Origin of the sequence: Janthinobacterium leeuwenhoeki (genome assembly GCF_051380795.1) — a bacterium.
In the GTDB taxonomy this organism is placed as follows: Bacteria; Pseudomonadota; Gammaproteobacteria; order Burkholderiales; family Burkholderiaceae_D; genus Janthinobacterium.
The window spans coordinates 123779-141857 of record NZ_JBNYXT010000003.1; the positions used below are offsets into that span (position 1 = coordinate 123779).

The following is an 18079-nucleotide window of genomic DNA, read 5'->3' on the forward strand; positions in this document are numbered from 1 at the left end:
CACTCTTAGTCATTCGCTAATCTAATAAGAGAGTGTCATGCATAAGGTCAACGTCGATGGCTTGCTATCGAGCCAGGCTCTGTTCCGCCATATTTCCCCTTCGCAATTAGAGCAATTGCGCCAGGATGTCGTGCGTGTTGAAGTGGAAAAAGGCAAAGTGCTGTTCCGCAAGGGCGAAGTGGCGGAAGGCGCCTATGTGGTGGTCTTCGGCCTCGTCAAGCTGAGCGTGTTTTCCATGGAAGGCACGGACAAGGTACTGGAGCTGATCCGTCCGGGCCAGAGCTTCGGCGAAGCCATGATTTTCCTCGATGAACCGTATCCATTCTGCGCCGAAGCGCTCGAGCACTGCCTGCTGCTGCGCATCCCGCCGCACGCGTTGCTGCGTTTGCTGGACCAGTCGCCGCGTATCGCGCGCCAGATGATGAACAGCCTGTCGCACCACCTGATGGGTTTTATTCGCAACGTGGAGCGCTGCTCCGTGCAGAACGCCACCCAGCGCGTGGTCGAATACCTGCTGCAGGCGTCGGACCAGCAGCGCTCGAACGAGGTCAAGCTGGACCTGAAGAAAAGTTTGCTGGCATCGTTTTTGAACCTGGCGCCCGCCACCCTGTCGCGCGTGCTGCACCAGCTGACGGACTTGCATTTGATTAAAGTCAGCGGTTCGCTGATCCAGATCCAGCCCGATGCCTTGAAAACCTACCGCCATGGTTCCGTCACGGCCATGCTCAACTAAGCGCTCTCAGCTTTTTCAGCAGGCAAGGTCAGCCGCCAGAACAGCAGGGCGAGCAAGCTGACCGCCGCGCCCAGCGCGCATACCGCAAGCCAGCCCGCCAGCGCATACACGCTGGTGGCGGCAATCGCACCGAGTCCGCTTCCCACCGCATAAAACAGCATATAGCACGCCACCAGGCGGCTGTGCGCGTCGCTGTCCTGTTTGAAAATCAGGCTCTGGTTGGTCACGTGGATGGCCTGGCCCGCCAGGTCCAGCGCGATGATGCCGACGATCAAGGGCCACAGGGCCGCACCCGCAAAGCTGAGCGGCAGCCACGCGGCCAGCAGCAGCAACAGCGCCGCGCCCGTCGTCCATTGCGCGCGTCCGCCGTCGGCCAGCGCCCCGGCCCGCGCCGCGCCCAGCGCCCCGATCACGCCCACCAGGCCAAACGCGCCGATGGCCGCATGGCTATAGCCTTGCGCCGTCAAGGGCAGCACCAGGGCACTCCAGAAAATATTGAAGACGGCAAACATCAGTAGCGCCAGCATGCCACGCACGCGCAGCACCTTGTTATGCAGCAACATGCTCACCATCGAGGCAAGCAGCGCGCCATACGCCATCTTCTTGCCAGGCAGCACTGGTGGCGGCAGCTTGCGCCACAGCAGCAGCAACAGGGCGCAGGCGATGGCCGCCGAGACAAAATACACGGTGCGCCAGTCGGCGAGATCGGCCACTGCGCCGGACAGGGTGCGCGCCAGCAGCAAGCCGATCACCACGCCGCCCTGCGCCATGCCGACCACGCGGCCCCGCTCGTGGCTGGCCGCCGCGCTGGCCGCATACGCGATCAAGCCCTGCGTCATGGCCGTGCCCAGCAAGCCCACCAGCAGCATGCCACCCAGCAAGGCGGCCGTGGAATGGGCGCATCCCAGCGCCGCCAGCGAGATGGCGAGCATGCCCAGCTGGAACAGGGTCAAACGGCGCCGGTTCAGCATGTCGCCCAAGGGCACGAGCAGCAGCAGGGCCAGCGCGCAGCCGATCTGCGTGGCCGTGATGACCATGCCGCTGGCAGCCTCCGTCATGCCGAATTCGTGCGCCAGGGTGGCCAGCAAGGGCTGGGCGTAATACACATTGGCCACGCTGAGGCCGGCCGCGGTGGCAAACAGCCAGACGAGGGTGGGGGGAAGTGCTGTCGTGATGGGTGGGTTCGAATCGCGCATAGAGTTGATCATTAAGTAGTTTCAAATTAAAACCACTTGGAGTCTACGCGGAGAAGTTTTAAAATGCAACCACTCAATCAAGGAGGCACCGTGGCCAAACGCAAGAGCCTGAAAACCGACCCCTGTCCCGTGGCGCGCGCGCTCGACGTGATCGGCGAGCGCTGGTCGCTATTGATCGTGCGCGACGCCTTCGACGGCATGCGCAGGTTCGGGGAATTCCAGAAAAGTCTGGGCGTGGCGAAGAACATCCTGGCCGACCGCCTGCACACGCTGGTGCAAGAGGGCATCTTTACGGTCGCGCCCGCCTCGGACGGCACGGCCTACCAGCAATACGTGCTGACACCCAAGGGGCTGGCGCTGTTTCCCGTCGTCGTCGGTTTGCGCCAGTGGAGCGAGGCGCAATTGTTCGAGCAAGGCGAGGCGCATTCGACCTTGCTGCAGCGCGGTTCAGGCTTGCCCGTGCGCCGCATCGACGTGCTGGCCGAGGATGGCCGCGTGTTGCAGGCGGGCGATACCGTCGTGCAGAAGGTAACGCAGAAAGCTGAGACATGAAGCGCGTGGCCGTGCTGGGCGGGGGCATCACGGGCGTGACCACGGCGTATGCGCTGGCGAAGCGGGGCGTGGACGTGACCCTGATCGAGCGCCACCGCTATGCCGCCATGGAAACGTCGTATGCGAATGGCGGGCAATTGTCGGCCTCGCACGCGGAAGTGTGGAATCACAAGGCGACGATATGGAACGCCCTGAAATGGATGGCGCGGCGCGATGCGCCCTTGCTGCTGCATCCCTGGCCCAGCTGGCACAAGCTGAGCTGGTTTGCGCAATTTCTTGCCGCCATGCCCGCTTACGAGCGCAATACCATCGCCACGGCGCGCATGGCGATCGCCGCGCGCGAACACTTGTTTGCCTGGGCAGAAGACGAGAAGATAGCTTTCGACCACCGCCGCGCCGGCATCCTGCACGTTTATCGTGACAAAGCTGGCTTTGAGCGGGCGGCTGGGGTGTCGCGCCTGCTGGCGCAGGGCGGCTTGCAGCGGCGCGCCGTTACACCGCAAGAAATGCGCGCCATCGAACCGGCCCTCGCCGGCGATTTTTACGGCGGCTACTACACGGACAGCGATTCCACGGGCGACATTCACAAATTCACCAGCGGCCTGGCCGACGCCTGCGTCCGCCTGGGTGTGGCGTGCCGCTTTGGTCAGGAAGTCACCGCGCTGGCGCGCGAGCACGGCAAGGTGCGCGTTTCCATGGGCGAGGACAGCACGCTGTTCGACGCCGTCGTCATTTGCGCGGGCACGGCCAGCCGCGCCATGGCGGCATCCCTGGGCGAGCATGTGAATGTGTATCCCGTGAAAGGCTATTCGATCACCGTGCAGCTCGATGACGCAGCCAGCCGCGTGGCCGCGCCCAAGGTCAGCCTGCTCGATGATGCCACCAAGCTGGTCAGCAGCCGCCTGGGCGAGGACCGGCTGCGGGTGGCGGGCACGGCGGAATTCAATGGCACCAATTACGATATCCGCGCCGACCGCATCCGTCCGCTATTGCAGTGGGTGGAGCAGTGTTTTCCCGGCGTCAATACGCGCAAGGTGGTTCCGTGGGCGGGCTTGCGTCCCATGCTGCCGGCCATGCTGCCGAAAGTGGGGCCGGGCAAGGCCCCCGGCGTGTACTACAACACGGGCCATGGCCACCTGGGCTGGACCCTGGCGGCGGCCACGGCAGAGATGGTGGCGACGATGGTGGACAAGGCGGGTGGCTAGTTCTTTGGCAATAAATCGCTGAGCGCGGCGCGGCCCTTGACGGTGAGGAAGGGGCCGACCTTGCTGTAGGGAAGTAAAAAATCGTTTTCGCAGCCGCTGCCGTTCGAGTCTTCCCAGAAGGACACGCCTTCCGGCTTCAGGGACAGGTGGAAGCGGCCGCGGCCGTCGTAATCCGTGCCCTTGCATTCGGCGTCGATTTTCACATTCTTATACAGGGCCTGGCGCAGGCGGTCCGGCAATTCGGCCTTGTCGTCGCCATCGCTGGCGCTGGCGCCGAACCAGTTCCACACGTCCGTCTCCTGGCCCGTTTTCACGTCCCAGGTGCGGAACCGGATGGAGATGCCGCTGGCGCCATAGCCGGCCGGCCAGCGGTAAAACTTGAGCGTCACCCAGCGCGGCGACCAGTAGGTCGGCTCCGCATACACTTCGTCTTCCGTCGTGAAACCGTTGCGGCCCAGGTATTCGCGGCGCGTGGCGTAGAAGTCGGCCAGGTCCTGCTTGTTCTTGGCCAGCACGGCGCGCAGCTGCGCATTGATTTTCGCCACGCCATCGCCGGGCGCGATCAATTCCACCGTGATGGTGTCGTCGATTTGCAGGTTGCGGTATTGCTTGCCTTCAAAGGTAAGGGGTTTACTTACCTTGGTGCTGGGAAACACCTCCAGCGCCAGGTTGTAGGCGTCGCTGGCGCAGGACGGATGCTCGCGGTCGCCCGCCGCTTCCAGCAGGGTCAAGGCCAGGGGCAGGGTCTTGCCGCTTTTCGGCTCCGTCCAGGTGCCGGTGAGCTTGCCGCCTTGCGGCGCATGCAATGACCAGGTGCCCGTCGTGTCGCCCTTGGTGTCGGACTCGCTCCAGTCGCTCTTGCCGTTGGGCTTGGCCAGCATGATGGGCGTCTTGTAGCGCGTGTAGTAGTAATTGCCGCTGCGGTCGGACCCTTGCGTGGGGCTGGGCTGGTTGAAGCAGGCCACGATATTGGCCTTGCCCAGGGTGCCCTGCCACACCCCTTGCGAGGGCGCATCGGCGGCCATGGCGAGGTTCAGGGCGGGCAGGGACAGACATACAAGCAAAAAGCGGCGCATCGGTTGTTCCTCTCGTGGGCGAAGGCCGATTCTACATGGCACCGCCCACGAGATGCCACACGTCAACTATGCGCCGGGGCGTTCCTGCGCCACCACGGCCATCGCCGCGCCCAGGTATTGCAGCATGGCCCCGTCGACAAAGCTGCCTTCCATCAGACGTAGTTCCTGTTGGTGCGCCTGGCGGAATTTCAGCTGCGTGGCCGGGTCCGTGCCCGCATACGAACGGAACAGCTCCAGCCACTGCCGCGCCAGTTGCAGCACGGCCGGGTCAGTGGGCGGCGTGCGCGCATCCATGGCGGCGCGCACGGCGGCAATCAGGGCAGGCCACTCGCCCGAGCGCTTGCCGTAATTGGCGGCCAGGTACGCATATTCCTGTTCGTTGAGGAAAGGCTTGTACAGCGCGATGCGCGAGGCATTGAAGGCGGCGATGATGAACTGCATCACCTCCGCATCGATGCTGGTCGTGGCCTGCATGGATGGTTCCCGCGCGTGCATGTCGTTCAGGCGCGCGAACAGGCCCGGGTGGGCGCCGGTGTCGCGTACGAGCTTGACCATCCATTGCGTGGCCAGCGCCTGCGCCTTGTCATCGCCGGGGCCGGCGCCCGTCGCCTGCAGTGCGCGCACTCTTGCCACCAGCGCTTTCCATTCCTGTTCCACGGCCGCATCGGACAGCATCGGCAGTTGTTGCAGTTCTTCGTGACTAAAGTATTTGTCGTACATGGTCATCAACTCCATCGTGGTGAGCCACTCGGCCAGTTCCGGGGTCTGCCCCTGCGTCAGTTGCGCCTGCAAGCTGCACAGGCGTACACGCAAGGTGGAAGCTTGCGCGATCTGGTGCTCCAGCATGGCGATCTGCTGCGCCACGATGGAATGCAAAGGAAGATCCGGGCCGGCGAGTGCGTTGGTGATATCGGCCAGCGACAGCCCGAACTTGCGCAGCGCCATGATCCGGTGCAGCCGATCCATGTCGCCGTGCTGGTACAGGCGGTAGCCAGCTTGTGTGCGCGCCGAAGGCGAGAGCAGGCCGATGCTGTCGTAGTGGTGCAGGGTGCGGATAGTCAGGCCCGTGAGCCTGGCCAGTTCCCCGATTTTCAACAGCATTGCGTCCTCCTTTCCTGGTGCGTACAGATAGCATCGCGCCTGACGTAGCGTCAGGGTCAATCGATATTTTTAGCTGATGGTCAGCCGCTGCCGCAATTCCTGCAGCAAGGTGCCCGTCTTGGGCGTCAGCTGGCGCGCCAGGGGCCACGCCAGGTACAGCGGCAAGCCTGGCGTGGCCAGTTCCGGCAGCACTGCCACGATGGCGCCCGTGGCCAGGTGGTCTTGCACCAGCCAGGTGGCCAGCTGCGCCACGCCCAGGCCCGCCAGCACGGCGGCCGTGCGCGCCTCCGCGTCGCCCACCGTCAGGCGCGGCGATGCCACGCGGTACTCGACTTGCCCGCCGCTGGCATGCTGCGGGAACAGCCACGGCATGGGCGAGCCATCGCCGCGACCGTAGGCGATGCAGTCGTGCTGCGCCAGATCCGCGATGGATGTGGGCGTGCCGCGCGGCGTCAGATAGGCGGGCGCCGCGCACAGGATCAACTGTTCGTCGCCCAGGTGCATCTGCCCCAGCGCCGCCGGCCAGTGCGAGGGCGCGCCGATGCGCACGGCGATATCGATGCGCTCCTCGAACAGGTCGACGAAGCGGTCGCTGAAGGCGATCGACGGCTGCAAGCGCGGATACTGCGCGCACAGCGCCAGCAGGGCCGGCATCACGCGCAGACGGCCGTATGAGGCGGGCACGCCGATGCGCACCTTGCCGGCCAGCTCCGTCGCATGTTCAGCAAGGACGTCTTCCGCGTCCGCCAGTTCCTGCAGCACGCGCTTGCAGGTGGCGTAGTAGGCGCGCCCAGCGTCGCTCAGTTTCAGCCGGCGCGTGCTGCGCTCGAACAGCAGCACGCCCAGCCGCTCTTCCAGTCGCGCCACGCTCTTGCTGACGGCCGAGCTGCTCAGGTGCAGGCGCTCGGCCGCCTTGGTAAAACTGCCGGCGTCGGCCGTGGCGAGGAAGGGCGTAAGGCCCTTTACATGTTCCGATGAAAACATGATTCGGGAATTCCATTCATGAATGAGGTGAAATAGTATCGCAGATAAGAATTTCAGTCGCATATATGATGATTCTTTCTTTTGGAGGCTTTCACTCATGCAAAAACATGCCCTCATCATCGGCGCCAGCGGCGTTATCGGCAGCAGCCTGGCCACGCATTTGCTGGCGCAGGGCTGGCAGGTGACGGGCGTCTCGCGTGGACGCACGCCCGTGCCCGCTGGCTGTACGGCCTTGCCGCTCGATGCGACGGATGGCGCCGCCGTCGCCACGGCGCTGGCTGGGCTGGACGCCAGCCACGTCTTCTTCACGGCCTGGGCGCGCCAGGCCAATGAGCAGGAAAATATCCGCGTCAATGGCGCCATGGTGGCCAATGTGCTGGCAGCGCTGGGGCCGAACGGCCACTTGCGCCATGCGGCGCTGGTGACGGGCCTCAAGCATTACCTGGGACCGTTCGATGCGTATGGACAGGGCAGCGTGCCAGTCACACCGTTCCGCGAAGAGCAGGGCCGCCAGGACGTCGACAATTTCTATTACGAGCAGGAAGACCGTCTGTTCGCAGCCGCCGCCCAGTACGGCTTCACGTGGAGCGTGCACCGTCCGCACACCATCATCGGCTACGCGCTGGGCAATGCCATGAACATGGGCCTGACCCTGGCTGTGTATGCGAACTTGTGCAAGGCCAGCGGACAGCCTTTTGTGTTTCCCGGTTCATCCGCACAGTGGCACGGCCTGTCCGACATGACGGATGCGGGCCAGATCGCGCGCCATCTGGCGTGGGCGGCCGATAGCCCCGCCGCGCGCAACGAGGACTTCAATATCGTCAATGGCGACGTGTTCCGCTGGAAATGGCTGTGGCCCCGTCTGGCCGCCTATTTCGGCGTGGCAGCGGCAGACTTGCCGGAGACCATCGCGCCGCTGGCCGGCCGCATGCAGGATGCGCCTGCGCAATGGCGTGCCATTGCGCAGCAGTATGATCTGGTGGAAACGGATATCAGCCGCCTCGCTTCCTGGTGGCATACGGATGCCGACCTGGGGCGGCCAATGGAAGTGATGACGGACATGGGCAAGAGCCGCAAGGCGGGCTTTCTCGATTACCAGGATACGCAGGATGCCTTCTTCAATCTGTTCGAGAAGTTGAAGGCGCAGCGCGTCATTCCGCGCTGACCCGGTCGTGGCCAATCATGTCGTCGGCTTACGCCGTTCCGGCTAAGCCGACCTGCCGGGCCATCGTGTTAGTGCCTAGGTCGGGTTAGCGCGCAAGCGCGTAAGCCGACATCCCCACATGCTATTCGGGCTTGCGCCGCTCCTGCGCCCGTTGCCATTCCAGACCCGGACGGTCGACGCGGAATTGCAGCAGGCGTCCCTGCACCACTTCCGTCACGTAAGCCGTGCGGCCATCGGGACCGCCGAAGGTGATGTTGCTGGGCTTGGCGCCGGGCACGCTGATTTCGCGCAGGATGCGGCCCTGCGGCGACAGTTTCACCACCGTGCCCTTGCCGTAGCGCGTCACGTACAGGTTGCCATCGACATCGACTCGCATGCCATCCATGCCAAAATCGTCAAACTTGATCAGCAATCGCTTGCCGCTCAGGCTGCCATCGGCGGCGATGTCATACCTCCAGATATTGCGCTGCACGCTTTCGTTCACGTACAGGATCTTGCCGTCAGGGCTCACTTCGATGCCGTTGGCCGTGCCCATGGTGTCGAGCGCCAGGGTCACCGTGCCATCGGCCGCGATGCGCCACACGCGGCCCGTGTTTTCCTTCCAGTTCGGGTCGCTCGCATACAGCACGTCATCCTGCGTGATGGCGATGTCGTTCGGCTGCGTCATGCGCGGCTCGCGCGCGTGGATGGTCAGCGCGCGCGTAGCCGGGTCGACCAGGTAAATCGTGTGTTCCATGTAGTCGGCCAAATACATTTGCCCACGGCTGCCGAAACGGATGCCGTTGGCGATGCTGGTGCCGGGCAGGGTCAGGTACACCTCGCCGGTGCCGCCGGGGCTGACCTTGCCGATGGTTTGCTGGCGCGCAAAGTTGACGGCGTAGATATTGCCTTCCGCATCCACGGCCGGCCCTTCGATGCCCTTGGTAAAGGAATGCGCGGGCGTGAAGGTGGTGGTGAGAAACAGCGTTTCGTGCGCGGGCGGGCTGGCGCAGGCGGACAGGTGGGCCAGCGCGGCGGCCAGCACGGCCATGCGCAAGCAGGGCAGGGCGGTTCGGGAATCGTGCATCAAGGATCTCTGTATGGCAAAGGTGGCGTATGTTACCCGACGCGCGCCAGCCGGGGCGCCCTTCTACGCCTCACCTCAGGCCGCCACCCTAGGCCGCCACCACCACCAGGTCGGGGAAATCGTCTTGCCAGCCATCCCATGCGTCTTGCAAATGGGCGTGCATGCCGGCACACTCTTGCGCCAGATCAAACTCGTCGGCGCTGGCCAGCAGAAAATGGGCGATGGCGCGCAGGGTGGCCGGGTCGGCGTGGATGGTCATGTCGGAGCAGGGCAGCGCCTGGTCGGAAGGCGTGTCTTGCAGGTAGCAGTGCAGCGATAAGTGTGGGGTCATGGGTGTCAATTGTCGGTGTGAGAGCCCAGCATGGCGTGCGCCAGCAGGTCGGCGCGCGTCGGCGTGCGAGAGGAAGCAGTGGATCCGGTCATGCTGCTGTTCGCAGCGGCCATGGGCTTGCATGGTCGCGCGCAATTCTTCTCGTAATTTCTCTGCGAGAATATGACGACCTTGCCGCGCCTGCTGCCGTAGCGTTCGACGCGCTCGCCTCTCTGCGCGAACCAGGCAAACAGCTGCGCGCTGGCTGTTGCGGGAATGAAGGGGCTATGCTTGTTGAATTCGCCGACGAGGAAATGGTATTGGTCCATATGGCAATGCGCGGGGAGGGTATCGAGGGACATATTTTTGCACGGGAGGCCAAACGCTGCCAATGCGTGCGTGCGGACCCCGTCAGGCGGATTGATGCGTATGTGGTTGATTTAAATGAAATTCGGGCTGTATTGCGGTTACACTCAGTCCGACTATACTGCAATGACGGCCGTGGTTTATATCGGCGACGGCACTGTTCATTCCTAGGAGGCCTCATGTCTTATGCGAATCCCACCACCCATAATGGTTTCCTGATCTCGGCCTACGCCTGCGAACTGCCCGAGGGGTGCTGGCAGGGACAGTTGGTGCTGAGCAAGTGCGGCTTTGAAGATGTGCGGCAAGCCAATCTGGAAAATCGCAGCACGCAGCACGAGGCGGAGCAATCGGCCCTGGCCATGGGCTGGCAGCTGGCCAATTACGTGCTACCCCTGCGCACTGTTAACAATAAGTAATCTAATTCTTTCATTTGGTGAGGGAAATAGAGTATTGTGCTTAGGTAGAAAGCAATACACCGTATGCAGCAATAGAGCTGGCGTGCGCGGCGATGTCTGAGTGAACGCCGCGGAACGAAGAGTTGTCCTTGAGGCCGGCCCCCACAGGCCGTACACCATGCACCACACAGCACTCTCGCCGGATCCTGAGGATGCGCCCGCCCTGCCATTGGCCTCCGAGCAAAATCTGCATGCCTTGCATAGCCGCGAAGTCAAGCTGCTGCGCGAGACGATCAATCAATTGTTGACCATGGCCAAGATGCAGGTGCAGGAAAAGGATAAATCCGACGCCTTCGGCCTGTTGGTCAAGCAGTTGCGCGAAGCGAATCAAAACCTGGTGCTGGCGACGTTTGGCGCACAGGACATGCAAGCATCCGCCGAAGCGACGACCGTCCGCCAGACGGAATTCCTGGCCATGCTTGCGCATGAGTTGCGCAACCCTTTGCAGCCGCTGGCAATGGCCAATGACTTGCTGGCCAAGAAGGTCGACCTCGATCCCCAATTGGCGCACGTGCATGGCGTGATCGGCCGCCAGGTAGCGCACATGGCGCGCCTGATCGACGACTTGCTCGACGCTTCGCGCGTCAGCAGCGGGAAGATCACCTTGCAGCTGGCGCCCATCCTGCTGAGCGACATCCTCGCCAGCGCCATGGAAGTTGGCCAGGTCAGCATCAGTCTACGCCAGCAAGTGCTGAGCGTGAGCATGCCGAAGGAAGCGCTGGTGATCGAAGGAGACCTGGTACGCCTGACACAGGTGTTTGCCAACTTGCTCATCAATGCGAGCAAATTCACGCACGAGTTTGGTCACATCGACATTGTCGTCCGGCGCCAGGATAATCTGGTGGAAATTGCCGTCAGCGATGATGGCGCCGGCATCGCCCTCGATATCCAGCCCTTCATTTTCGACCTGTTTACCCAAGGTTTCCGTTCGCTGGAACGGGCGCAGGGCGGCTTGGGTATCGGCCTGTCGCTGGTGCGCATCATTACCCAGTTGCATGGCGGCACCGTGGACGTGTTCAGCGCAGGGGTCGGCTTTGGCAGCCAGTTTGTCTTGCAGCTGCCCTTGTCGTCGCTGGCGCCGCCATCGCAGGGCATGCAGGCGGTACCTGCGGCGTGCGCACTGCCACGCCGCATATTGCTGATCGAGGATAATGCCGATGCGACGGAAATGCTGGCGCTGCTGCTGACGCAGGACGGCCACCATGTCGACGTGCGAAATGACGGCCCCAGCGGCTTGCGCGCCGCGCTCGATGCGCCCTACGATGTCATCGTGTGTGATATCGGCTTGCCAGGCATGGATGGCTACCAGGTTATTAGTTCGGCGCGTGCGGCCCTGGTGGCACCGCTGCCGTGCTTTGTCGCCGCGTCAGGGTACAGTCAGCTTGGCGAGTTCGACCGCGCTGGCCAGGCAGGGTTTGATCACTACCTGGTAAAGCCGATCAATATCGACGCTTTGTCGAGAATAATCACGGCAACGGTTCCGCGCTGATGGGCGAGGAAACCCTGATGCTTTTGTTTAACATGGTCCATGCACCGAAAACCGCAGAGAAAAGATCCGATTATGGCCACAGTCCATGAACAGCGGCAGCGCAGGATAGAGCACGCGCTGTTACGCGAGCCAGGTGCGGTGGTAGACGTCAGTATTCGCCTGTGGGTGCAACTGGCCGCTGAATTGAATCAGATCATTGGTGAGCGGGGCGTGGAGTCGATGTATGCCCGCTGCCTGCACCAGAGTCAGAAACAGTTCAGCTGGTTGACGCCCCATGCTCCGCAAACGCTGGAAGCTGCCATGACCGCCTTGCGCGCCAGCTTGCAGGGACAGGCGGACCCCGCCGCCTGTGCGGCAAGCACGGCGATGTTGATGCACTTCATCAATACCCTTATTTTATTAATTGGCGAACTCTTAACGAATAGCATCCTCCTCAAAGCCTGGGGTGATGACGTTGTGAATAATGCTGGAACGGAGCCGAACGAATGAACAAAGTCACCATCCATCGCCTGGCCACTGGCGTGCCTGGGTTGGACGAACTGCTGGGCGGCGGAATACCTGAATTTTCCTTCAACCTGGTGGCGGGCTCGCCCGGCAGCGGCAAGACGACGCTGGCGCACCAGATCATGTTTTCCCTCGCCACGCCCGAGCGCAAGGCGCTGTTTTTCACGGTGCTGGGCGAGCCACCGCTGAAGATGCTGCGCTATCAGCAGCAGTTTCCCTTCTTCGATGTGGAGAAGACCAACCAGTCGATCAAGTTCGTCAATCTGTCGGCTGACTTGCTGGAAGGCGATTTCGACCGCGTGCTGGCGCGCATCGCCGAAGAGGTCGAGGCATTCTCGCCCAGCCTGGTCTTCGTCGATTCCTTCCGCTCCGTGGTGCAGTCGGCCAAGGCCATGGACGCGGGCCCGGCCGGCCTGCAGAATTTTGTGCAGCAACTGGGCGCGCAAATGACCAGCTGGCTGGCCACGACCTTCCTGATCGGCGAATATCTGGCGCCCGAGGCCGAGTCGAGCGCCGTGTTCACGGTGGCCGACGGCATCCTGTGGCTGTCGCAGCTCGTGCACCGCGATGCCATGGTGCGCAAGATCCAGGTGGTCAAGATGCGCGGGCAGTCACAAAGCCTGGGCGTGCACACCTTCCGCATCAATGACGATGGTGTGGAAATCTTTCCCCGCGCGGTGTTGAAGACTAGCGGCATGGGAAAGGTCAGCATTTCCGGCAACGAGCGCCTGTCGCTGGGCGTGCCGGAGCTCGACGCCATGATGGGCGGCGGCTTGCCGGCAGGTTACTCACTGCTGCTGGTGGGGCCGTCCGGTTCCGGCAAGACCGTGCTGGCCACGCAATTCCTGACGGAAGGCGTGCGCTGCGGCGAGCCCGGCGTGATCGCCGCTTTCGAGAAAAGCCCGAACCAGCTGCTCAGCCATCAATTGAATGCCCTCGTCGATTCCGGCCAGATCGGCGTGATCAATACCCGCACGCTCGACCTGTCACTGGATGAAATCCTGCACGACCTGTTGAGCATGATCACGCGCATGAAGGCCAAGCGCGTGGTCATCGATTCGCTGTCCGGCTTTGAAATGGCGCTGGCCTCCATGTTCCGCGAGGATTTCCGCGAATCGTTGTACCGCCTGGTGGCGGCCTTGACGGACATGGGCGTGTCCGTGCTGATGACGGCCGAGCTGGAAGACCAGTACACCATGCTGCGCTTCAGTTCCTACGGTAACGCTTTCCTGGCCGACGCCATCGTCATGCAGCGCTATATCGAGCTCGAAGGCCAGTTCAAGCGGGTCGTATCGGTGGTGAAGGTGCGTGGCAGCGGCCACAGCAAGGATATCCGTTTCTACGATATCGACGCCGGGGGCATGAAGATTGGCGCCACCCTCAGCCAGTACCAGGGCATCTTGTCGGGCGAGCCTTACCGGGCTTAGGCGATGAGGCGTATGATGGAAGCGCGGCCATGCCGACATCGATGGCCGTGCGCATAGGGGATCAATGCGTCTTCTGTGTTTCCGAGCTGATCAAGAGGAGATATGATGGACAAACCCGAATTCATCCTGGCCGCGAAAGCCATGGAAACGCTGGAGATGTATCAAACCTTTTACGCTAGCTCCAGTGAGTATCAGGAACGATTGCAGGAGGTGTTGAAACTGCTGCGCCACAAGGGCGCCTCCCTGCTGGTGTCGGAGCATGGCCCGGCGAAGTTCCTGCTGGCCTTTGCCGATGCACTGGAGGTAGCCAGCTTGCCGGGCGAGTATGTGCCGCTGAGCCGCAGATAAGGCGACCCCGGCCCGGCCCGGCAGGGGAGGGGGCGCGCCTAGCAGCCGTTCGCTCCCTCGTTCAGCGACACCCTGGGAAGGCGCACGGTAAATACCGTGCCGCATTCCAGGCTGGATTCGGCGCCGATGGTGCCGCCGTGCGCGCTGGCGATTTCACGCGCGATAAACAGACCCAGTCCGATACTGGTGGCGTTGGGCGCCTTGTGATCGTCGGAAATGGCCAGCTGTACCAGAGGATCGAAAATGCTCTTCAGCGCGGCTTCCGGGATCTGGCGGCCGAAATTCTTCACTTGCACCACGGCCGTATCGGCATCGCCGCAGGCCGTGATGGTCACCGGCTGGTCGTCGGTGCGATATTGCGCGGCATTGTTGAGCAAATTGGAAAACAGCTGGGCCAGGCGGGCCGCATCGAAGTCGCCGATCATCTCGCCCGTGGTACTCAGTTCAAACTTGCATTGCGGGTGAGCGGCCGAAGCATCCTCGACGGCCGTCTTGCAGATTTCCCCCAAGTCGCCCAAGCTGGGGGAAATGGGCATGCGTCCCCCCAGCTGCGTCCTGGCAAATTCCAGCAAATCGTTCACCATGGTGGTCATGGTCGCTGCGCTACGGGCAACCCGTGCACCGATCTGCAGCGTGGAAGCAGAGTTCGCGCTCGGCCTGCTCAGCAGCGCGCCCGCCATCGTCATCGTGCTCAGCGGACTGCGCAGATCGTGGCTGAGGATGGCGAGAAAGGTATTGCGGGTGCGGTCGCTTTGCTGCGAATAGCGTATGGCCGATTCCTGCAGCGCCTGGTCTATCGCTTCATTGAAGCGCAGGATGTCCAGCGTCGCCGTTCTCGACGCCACCGGCGCCTGTGCCATCCACAGGCGCAGAACGCTGGCCCGCATCGCGCGAAATTCCGCCGTCAGTTGCGGCAGCGTGAAGCCAATCTGCTGGCGCAGGGAACCATGCGTGGCGGCTGCCGTTTCCTTGCCCGCTATTTCCGATACGCCCGTGGTCGATTTCTTTTTCCGCTGCGCCGCGTTCTCGATGACATCCATGTCGCGTACGATGGTTTGCAGCATCTGCTTTGCATGATCGCGCAATTCTGCTTTCGAGATGGTGGCACCAGGAATGGGGAGCGACCTGGCGAAGAGTTCCCACTCTTCCAGGATCGGCTCCAGATGGCCGGTAATAAAGCGCGATAGTTTCACGGTGGACCAATGCGTTGATGGAAGAGGAGCCAGTGTACGCGGTTGAGGCGAGGGATGGGGGATTGCGCCCCGGCCTTGGGCGTCATGTGCGTATGACTTGACATCTCATTGTGCAGATTGAGGCGCTGGTTCTGCAAGTCGAGTCGCTCAAGCAGCAGAATCGGGTCGGCTGTACGCCGGTGCCATGAGGCTGGCCTTGGTTTTGGCAGCGCCGGGCAGCGCCCGGGCTAGCAGATCGCTCCATACCTGCCTTTTCGAGTGCGCAGGTCAAGTCCGAAATAGCATTCGTATCCCGCTGTATGAACGCAAGTAATATCCCCCCTGCGCCGTTCGCGCTAATGCGCTGAGGAGCTGCAGGCCTGTTCCTGCTTCACATCAGGTCCGATCTGAGCAAGCAGTTCCTTTGCCAGTTCCCCTTTGACCATGATTGCCATTTTCCGCTCGTTTCGCGTGGGCGGCAGCATGTCGGACAGCGTTCCGCCATAGATCTGCTCGTCACCCCGCAAGGGCCGTGGTTCGCCAGTCCATTCCCGCTGCTTCTCGGCGGCTTGCGCCGTTGAGAATAGCGCGATCGCCATGGCGCAGCATGCAAGGCGAATCTTCATCCTTGCTCTCTTATCTCAATATGCAGATGCTCGTCGTGCCCGTTCAGAGACCGGACGCGCCCACCGGCTGATGTTTGAATGCCGAGATCGTATCCAAGTGGAAAATCTGAGCCCGGGGCCAACTGGTACGCGCAAGCGCCTTGCGAATGGCCTGCTCGATGGGGCGCTCTATCAGCGCCAGGACGATGGCCACGACAGCGGTAACAATTATCCCCTCCAGTAAATCTGGCTGGAAAATTCAGTTTAGTAAATATTATTCGAAATTTAATGTGTGCAAGCGTATATAACATTTTTCGCATTAATCCCAGCTTGTTACAAACTGTGAACATTTTTCCAGGACGAACCGGTATGCTTTAACTTGAATAGCGGGAAGAATTTTTCATTGCGATATTTATTCTATTTTTTAAATGGATAAATATTATTTTTTAATAAATTAATTTCAATTCTTTGCGAGGTCAAGGTGGAGCTTGAATTTATTGCTGCAAGAGAAAATAAGAATTCCGACCTTGCGTATTGGATTGAAAAAAACGACATACGGTCTTTTCGGATGCTTCACGATGCTTCCAGTAAGTATTTACTATTCTATGCGTATAAAATTGTTAAAAATCAACAACTTGCTGAAGAGGTGGTTCAGGAAACATTTACGAGTATCTGGCTTCAGGCTAAATCTTATAATGCTGAGAAAGGTAGTCCTGTAACCTGGATGCGAACGATTGTCAAGAATAAAGCTTTGGACGCTTTAAGGAATTCAAAGGTTTATTTAAATGCTGAATTACTTCAAGATGGCAACAAAGAGGAAGTGCCAAGTAATTCCCTTGAGCCTGACGCGGTATTGACAGAGAAACAGTCTTCAATGCTTGTAATGAAATATTTGCGAAAGATCAATGGTTCTCAAATGGAGGCGATTTACCTTTCTTATTACAACGGCTTAAGCCACTCAGAAGTTGCAAGTATAGTGGCTGAACCTTTAGGCACTGTAAAGAATCGTATAAGACTTGGAATTTTGAGTCTGAGAAGAAGACGAAGTGGTTTGCGGGCGGCGTAGCCACCATGGTTGGCCAGTTGCCGGCTACTTGGTACGCAAGTGCAACCAACGGCAATTTGGCTGGCTCAATAACCCCTACAACCACTTTAGCTGGTATGGCTAAGGTGAAGGCGGCCTTGTCTACTTTGCCGGGTAAATTGAGCCTTCCTGATAATTTCGATCTGGTCACTACCGGTTTCAATGCCGTCAGGGCAATGAGGTCGACGATTTGCTCGAAGTTTATGGGGCAGCACTGACTGCTGCTGGTCTGACACAAGAAGACGCTGGCAAGGCCGCATGGAGGCGGGGTCAGGTTCGCCATTCAGACACGACCACAGCCATGCCGATGTCCAAACCATGCCCCACATCGCCACCGCTTTTCAAGGATAGTCAGTCGGGCCGTATCGGCATTTAGTAGAGCGCAACTTGCCACAAATAGAGATGAGCAAAGCTGAGATCGTGTACAAATGGCGGACCGACCCCGGCTCCCGCAGACCCCGGCTCCCGTAAAGGGCGATGTTCTTTAATTTTAAAGTGGCGCGGTACATTCCTGCGCTGGCCCAACGCCATAACTTCAACTAGCGACAATTCACAAAGATAAGTCCATCAACGCGCAGATCTTTGATCCTTCGCAATGCCCAGAAAATGCATAACGGCAAAAATCATCGAGCGCGCAGACTACTTTGCGAATACGCGAGGATACCTGCCAGGTACATCGGCGCATAACATCCTCATCGAGATGTGCGGGGAGCACTGCATGGTGCCGTCGGTTTGAAATGATCGCTGGGATTTACACTTAGGGGCACGCATGCTGGAACTGCAAGCAAAGGATGCACGCGGCTACTTTAATCTTCCGCAAAGACCGGAAGGCGCGGGATATTACACCTATGGCACACCGCCCAATGGCGCCGGACAATATGCTCATCCCAGGCTGCTTTCGCTACTGTTTTTGGTCGAGCATCAATGGCAAGGTATCGATAGCCGGAAAATTGGTTTTGGAAATATCAGCCTGGCTGATGGTGCCATTTACCGTAACCATGCAAGCCATCGTAGCGGAAAAGACGTTGATGTCCGATTATTTCGCAAAGACAAAATGGAGAGCGCTGTAACAAGGTTTGACACGCAGTATGATCGCGATGCAACGGCTCAGCTAATCCGTATATTGTTTGAATTTAGCTTTGTCCAAGTTATCTATTTTAATGATCTCACCGTTCCCCGGGTAAGACCACTCATACGCCACGACGACCATTTTCATGTCACGATTAAATAGCGGGACGGAT

At 60.5% G+C, this 18079-nt stretch carries 20 protein-coding genes; 11 read left to right on the forward strand and 9 right to left on the reverse strand.

Annotated features, from left to right (window positions below):
• The first annotated feature begins 37 nt into the window (after nucleotides 1-37).
• Nucleotides 38-733, forward strand: coding sequence for a Crp/Fnr family transcriptional regulator (locus ACQ4WS_RS03940; RefSeq protein WP_436473845.1), 696 nt, complete (start codon nucleotides 38-40; stop codon nucleotides 731-733).
• Here ACQ4WS_RS03940 and ACQ4WS_RS03945 read toward each other — a convergent pair.
• Nucleotides 730-1941 carry an MFS transporter gene (locus ACQ4WS_RS03945; RefSeq protein WP_436473847.1) on the reverse strand — a complete coding sequence of 404 codons (1212 nt, stop codon included), beginning with the start codon at nucleotides 1939-1941 and terminating at the stop codon, nucleotides 730-732. The two genes, ACQ4WS_RS03940 and ACQ4WS_RS03945, sit on opposite strands and share 4 nt — an antisense overlap.
• Nucleotides 1942-2019: 78 nt before the next feature.
• Here ACQ4WS_RS03945 and ACQ4WS_RS03950 point away from each other — a divergent pair, with 78 nt between their 5' ends.
• The gene (locus ACQ4WS_RS03950; RefSeq protein ID WP_436474093.1) at nucleotides 2020-2481 is read left to right on the forward strand and encodes a winged helix-turn-helix transcriptional regulator; all 462 of its coding nucleotides are present in this window, start codon (nucleotides 2020-2022) and stop codon (nucleotides 2479-2481) included.
• A complete protein-coding gene (locus ACQ4WS_RS03955; RefSeq protein WP_436473849.1) occupies nucleotides 2478-3686 on the forward strand; it encodes a D-amino acid dehydrogenase in 1209 nt (402 codons plus the stop codon). Before ACQ4WS_RS03950 ends, ACQ4WS_RS03955 begins: the two co-directional genes overlap by 4 nt.
• Here the strand turns inward: ACQ4WS_RS03955 and ACQ4WS_RS03960 are convergent.
• From ACQ4WS_RS03960 to ACQ4WS_RS03970, 3 genes are all read right to left on the reverse strand, one after another.
• Entirely contained in the window at nucleotides 3683-4762 is a 1080-nt protein-coding gene (locus tag ACQ4WS_RS03960; RefSeq protein WP_436473851.1) for a hypothetical protein, read from the reverse strand. The two genes, ACQ4WS_RS03955 and ACQ4WS_RS03960, sit on opposite strands and share 4 nt — an antisense overlap.
• A 66-nt stretch (nucleotides 4763-4828) precedes the next feature.
• Complete coding sequence (locus ACQ4WS_RS03965; RefSeq protein ID WP_436473853.1) at nucleotides 4829-5863, reverse strand: MerR family transcriptional regulator; 1035 nt, start codon at nucleotides 5861-5863, stop codon at nucleotides 4829-4831.
• Between the two features lie 69 nt (nucleotides 5864-5932).
• Complete coding sequence (locus ACQ4WS_RS03970) at nucleotides 5933-6847, reverse strand: LysR family transcriptional regulator (protein WP_436473855.1); 915 nt, start codon at nucleotides 6845-6847, stop codon at nucleotides 5933-5935.
• Nucleotides 6848-6944: 97 nt separating this feature from the next.
• Here ACQ4WS_RS03970 and ACQ4WS_RS03975 point away from each other — a divergent pair, with 97 nt between their 5' ends.
• Nucleotides 6945-8012, forward strand: coding sequence for an SDR family oxidoreductase (locus ACQ4WS_RS03975; RefSeq protein ID WP_436473857.1), 1068 nt, complete (start codon nucleotides 6945-6947; stop codon nucleotides 8010-8012).
• A 121-nt stretch (nucleotides 8013-8133) separates the two neighbouring features.
• Here ACQ4WS_RS03975 and ACQ4WS_RS03980 read toward each other — a convergent pair whose 3' ends face one another.
• The 3 genes from ACQ4WS_RS03980 to ACQ4WS_RS03990 all read right to left on the reverse strand — a co-directional run bounded on the left by ACQ4WS_RS03980 (nucleotide 8134) and on the right by ACQ4WS_RS03990 (nucleotide 9750).
• The gene (locus ACQ4WS_RS03980; protein WP_436473859.1) at nucleotides 8134-9078 is read right to left on the reverse strand and encodes an SMP-30/gluconolactonase/LRE family protein; all 945 of its coding nucleotides are present in this window, start codon (nucleotides 9076-9078) and stop codon (nucleotides 8134-8136) included.
• Between the two features lie 88 nt (nucleotides 9079-9166).
• Nucleotides 9167-9409, reverse strand: coding sequence for an Imm32 family immunity protein (locus ACQ4WS_RS03985; protein WP_436473861.1), 243 nt, complete (start codon nucleotides 9407-9409; stop codon nucleotides 9167-9169).
• 5 nt (nucleotides 9410-9414) lie between these two features.
• Nucleotides 9415-9750, reverse strand: coding sequence for a hypothetical protein (locus ACQ4WS_RS03990; RefSeq protein ID WP_436473863.1), 336 nt, complete (start codon nucleotides 9748-9750; stop codon nucleotides 9415-9417).
• 183 nt (nucleotides 9751-9933) lie between these two features.
• Between ACQ4WS_RS03990 and ACQ4WS_RS03995 the strand changes: the two genes are divergently transcribed.
• The 5 genes from ACQ4WS_RS03995 to ACQ4WS_RS04015 all read left to right on the forward strand — a co-directional run bounded on the left by ACQ4WS_RS03995 (nucleotide 9934) and on the right by ACQ4WS_RS04015 (nucleotide 13977).
• Nucleotides 9934-10170, forward strand: coding sequence for a hypothetical protein (locus ACQ4WS_RS03995; protein ID WP_436473865.1), 237 nt, complete (start codon nucleotides 9934-9936; stop codon nucleotides 10168-10170).
• A 157-nt stretch (nucleotides 10171-10327) separates the two neighbouring features.
• Nucleotides 10328-11698, forward strand: a complete 1371-nt coding sequence (locus ACQ4WS_RS04000; protein WP_436473867.1) for a hybrid sensor histidine kinase/response regulator — start codon at nucleotides 10328-10330, stop codon at nucleotides 11696-11698.
• A 72-nt stretch (nucleotides 11699-11770) separates the two neighbouring features.
• Nucleotides 11771-12187 carry a hypothetical protein gene (locus ACQ4WS_RS04005; protein WP_436473869.1) on the forward strand — a complete coding sequence of 139 codons (417 nt, stop codon included), beginning with the start codon at nucleotides 11771-11773 and terminating at the stop codon, nucleotides 12185-12187.
• Nucleotides 12184-13629, forward strand: coding sequence for an ATPase domain-containing protein (locus ACQ4WS_RS04010; protein WP_436473871.1), 1446 nt, complete (start codon nucleotides 12184-12186; stop codon nucleotides 13627-13629). The genes ACQ4WS_RS04005 and ACQ4WS_RS04010 overlap by 4 nt, the downstream gene beginning before the upstream one ends.
• Before the next feature lie 102 nt (nucleotides 13630-13731).
• Nucleotides 13732-13977, forward strand: coding sequence for a hypothetical protein (locus ACQ4WS_RS04015; RefSeq protein WP_436473873.1), 246 nt, complete (start codon nucleotides 13732-13734; stop codon nucleotides 13975-13977).
• Nucleotides 13978-14015: 38 nt separating this feature from the next.
• Here ACQ4WS_RS04015 and ACQ4WS_RS04020 read toward each other — a convergent pair whose 3' ends face one another.
• Both ACQ4WS_RS04020 and ACQ4WS_RS04025 read right to left on the reverse strand, forming a co-directional pair.
• Entirely contained in the window at nucleotides 14016-15170 is a 1155-nt protein-coding gene (locus ACQ4WS_RS04020; RefSeq protein WP_436473875.1) for an ATP-binding protein, read from the reverse strand.
• A 335-nt stretch (nucleotides 15171-15505) separates the two neighbouring features.
• Complete coding sequence (locus ACQ4WS_RS04025; RefSeq protein ID WP_436473877.1) at nucleotides 15506-15775, reverse strand: hypothetical protein; 270 nt, start codon at nucleotides 15773-15775, stop codon at nucleotides 15506-15508.
• Nucleotides 15776-16235: 460 nt separating this feature from the next.
• Between ACQ4WS_RS04025 and ACQ4WS_RS04030 the strand changes: the two genes are divergently transcribed.
• Both ACQ4WS_RS04030 and ACQ4WS_RS04035 read left to right on the forward strand, forming a co-directional pair.
• Nucleotides 16236-16820: an RNA polymerase sigma factor gene (locus ACQ4WS_RS04030; protein WP_436473879.1), complete on the forward strand. Its 585-nt coding sequence runs from the start codon at nucleotides 16236-16238 to the stop codon at nucleotides 16818-16820.
• A gap of 787 nt (nucleotides 16821-17607) precedes the next feature.
• Nucleotides 17608-18069, forward strand: coding sequence for a hypothetical protein (locus tag ACQ4WS_RS04035; protein ID WP_436473881.1), 462 nt, complete (start codon nucleotides 17608-17610; stop codon nucleotides 18067-18069).
• The last annotated feature ends 10 nt before the right edge of the window (nucleotides 18070-18079 follow it).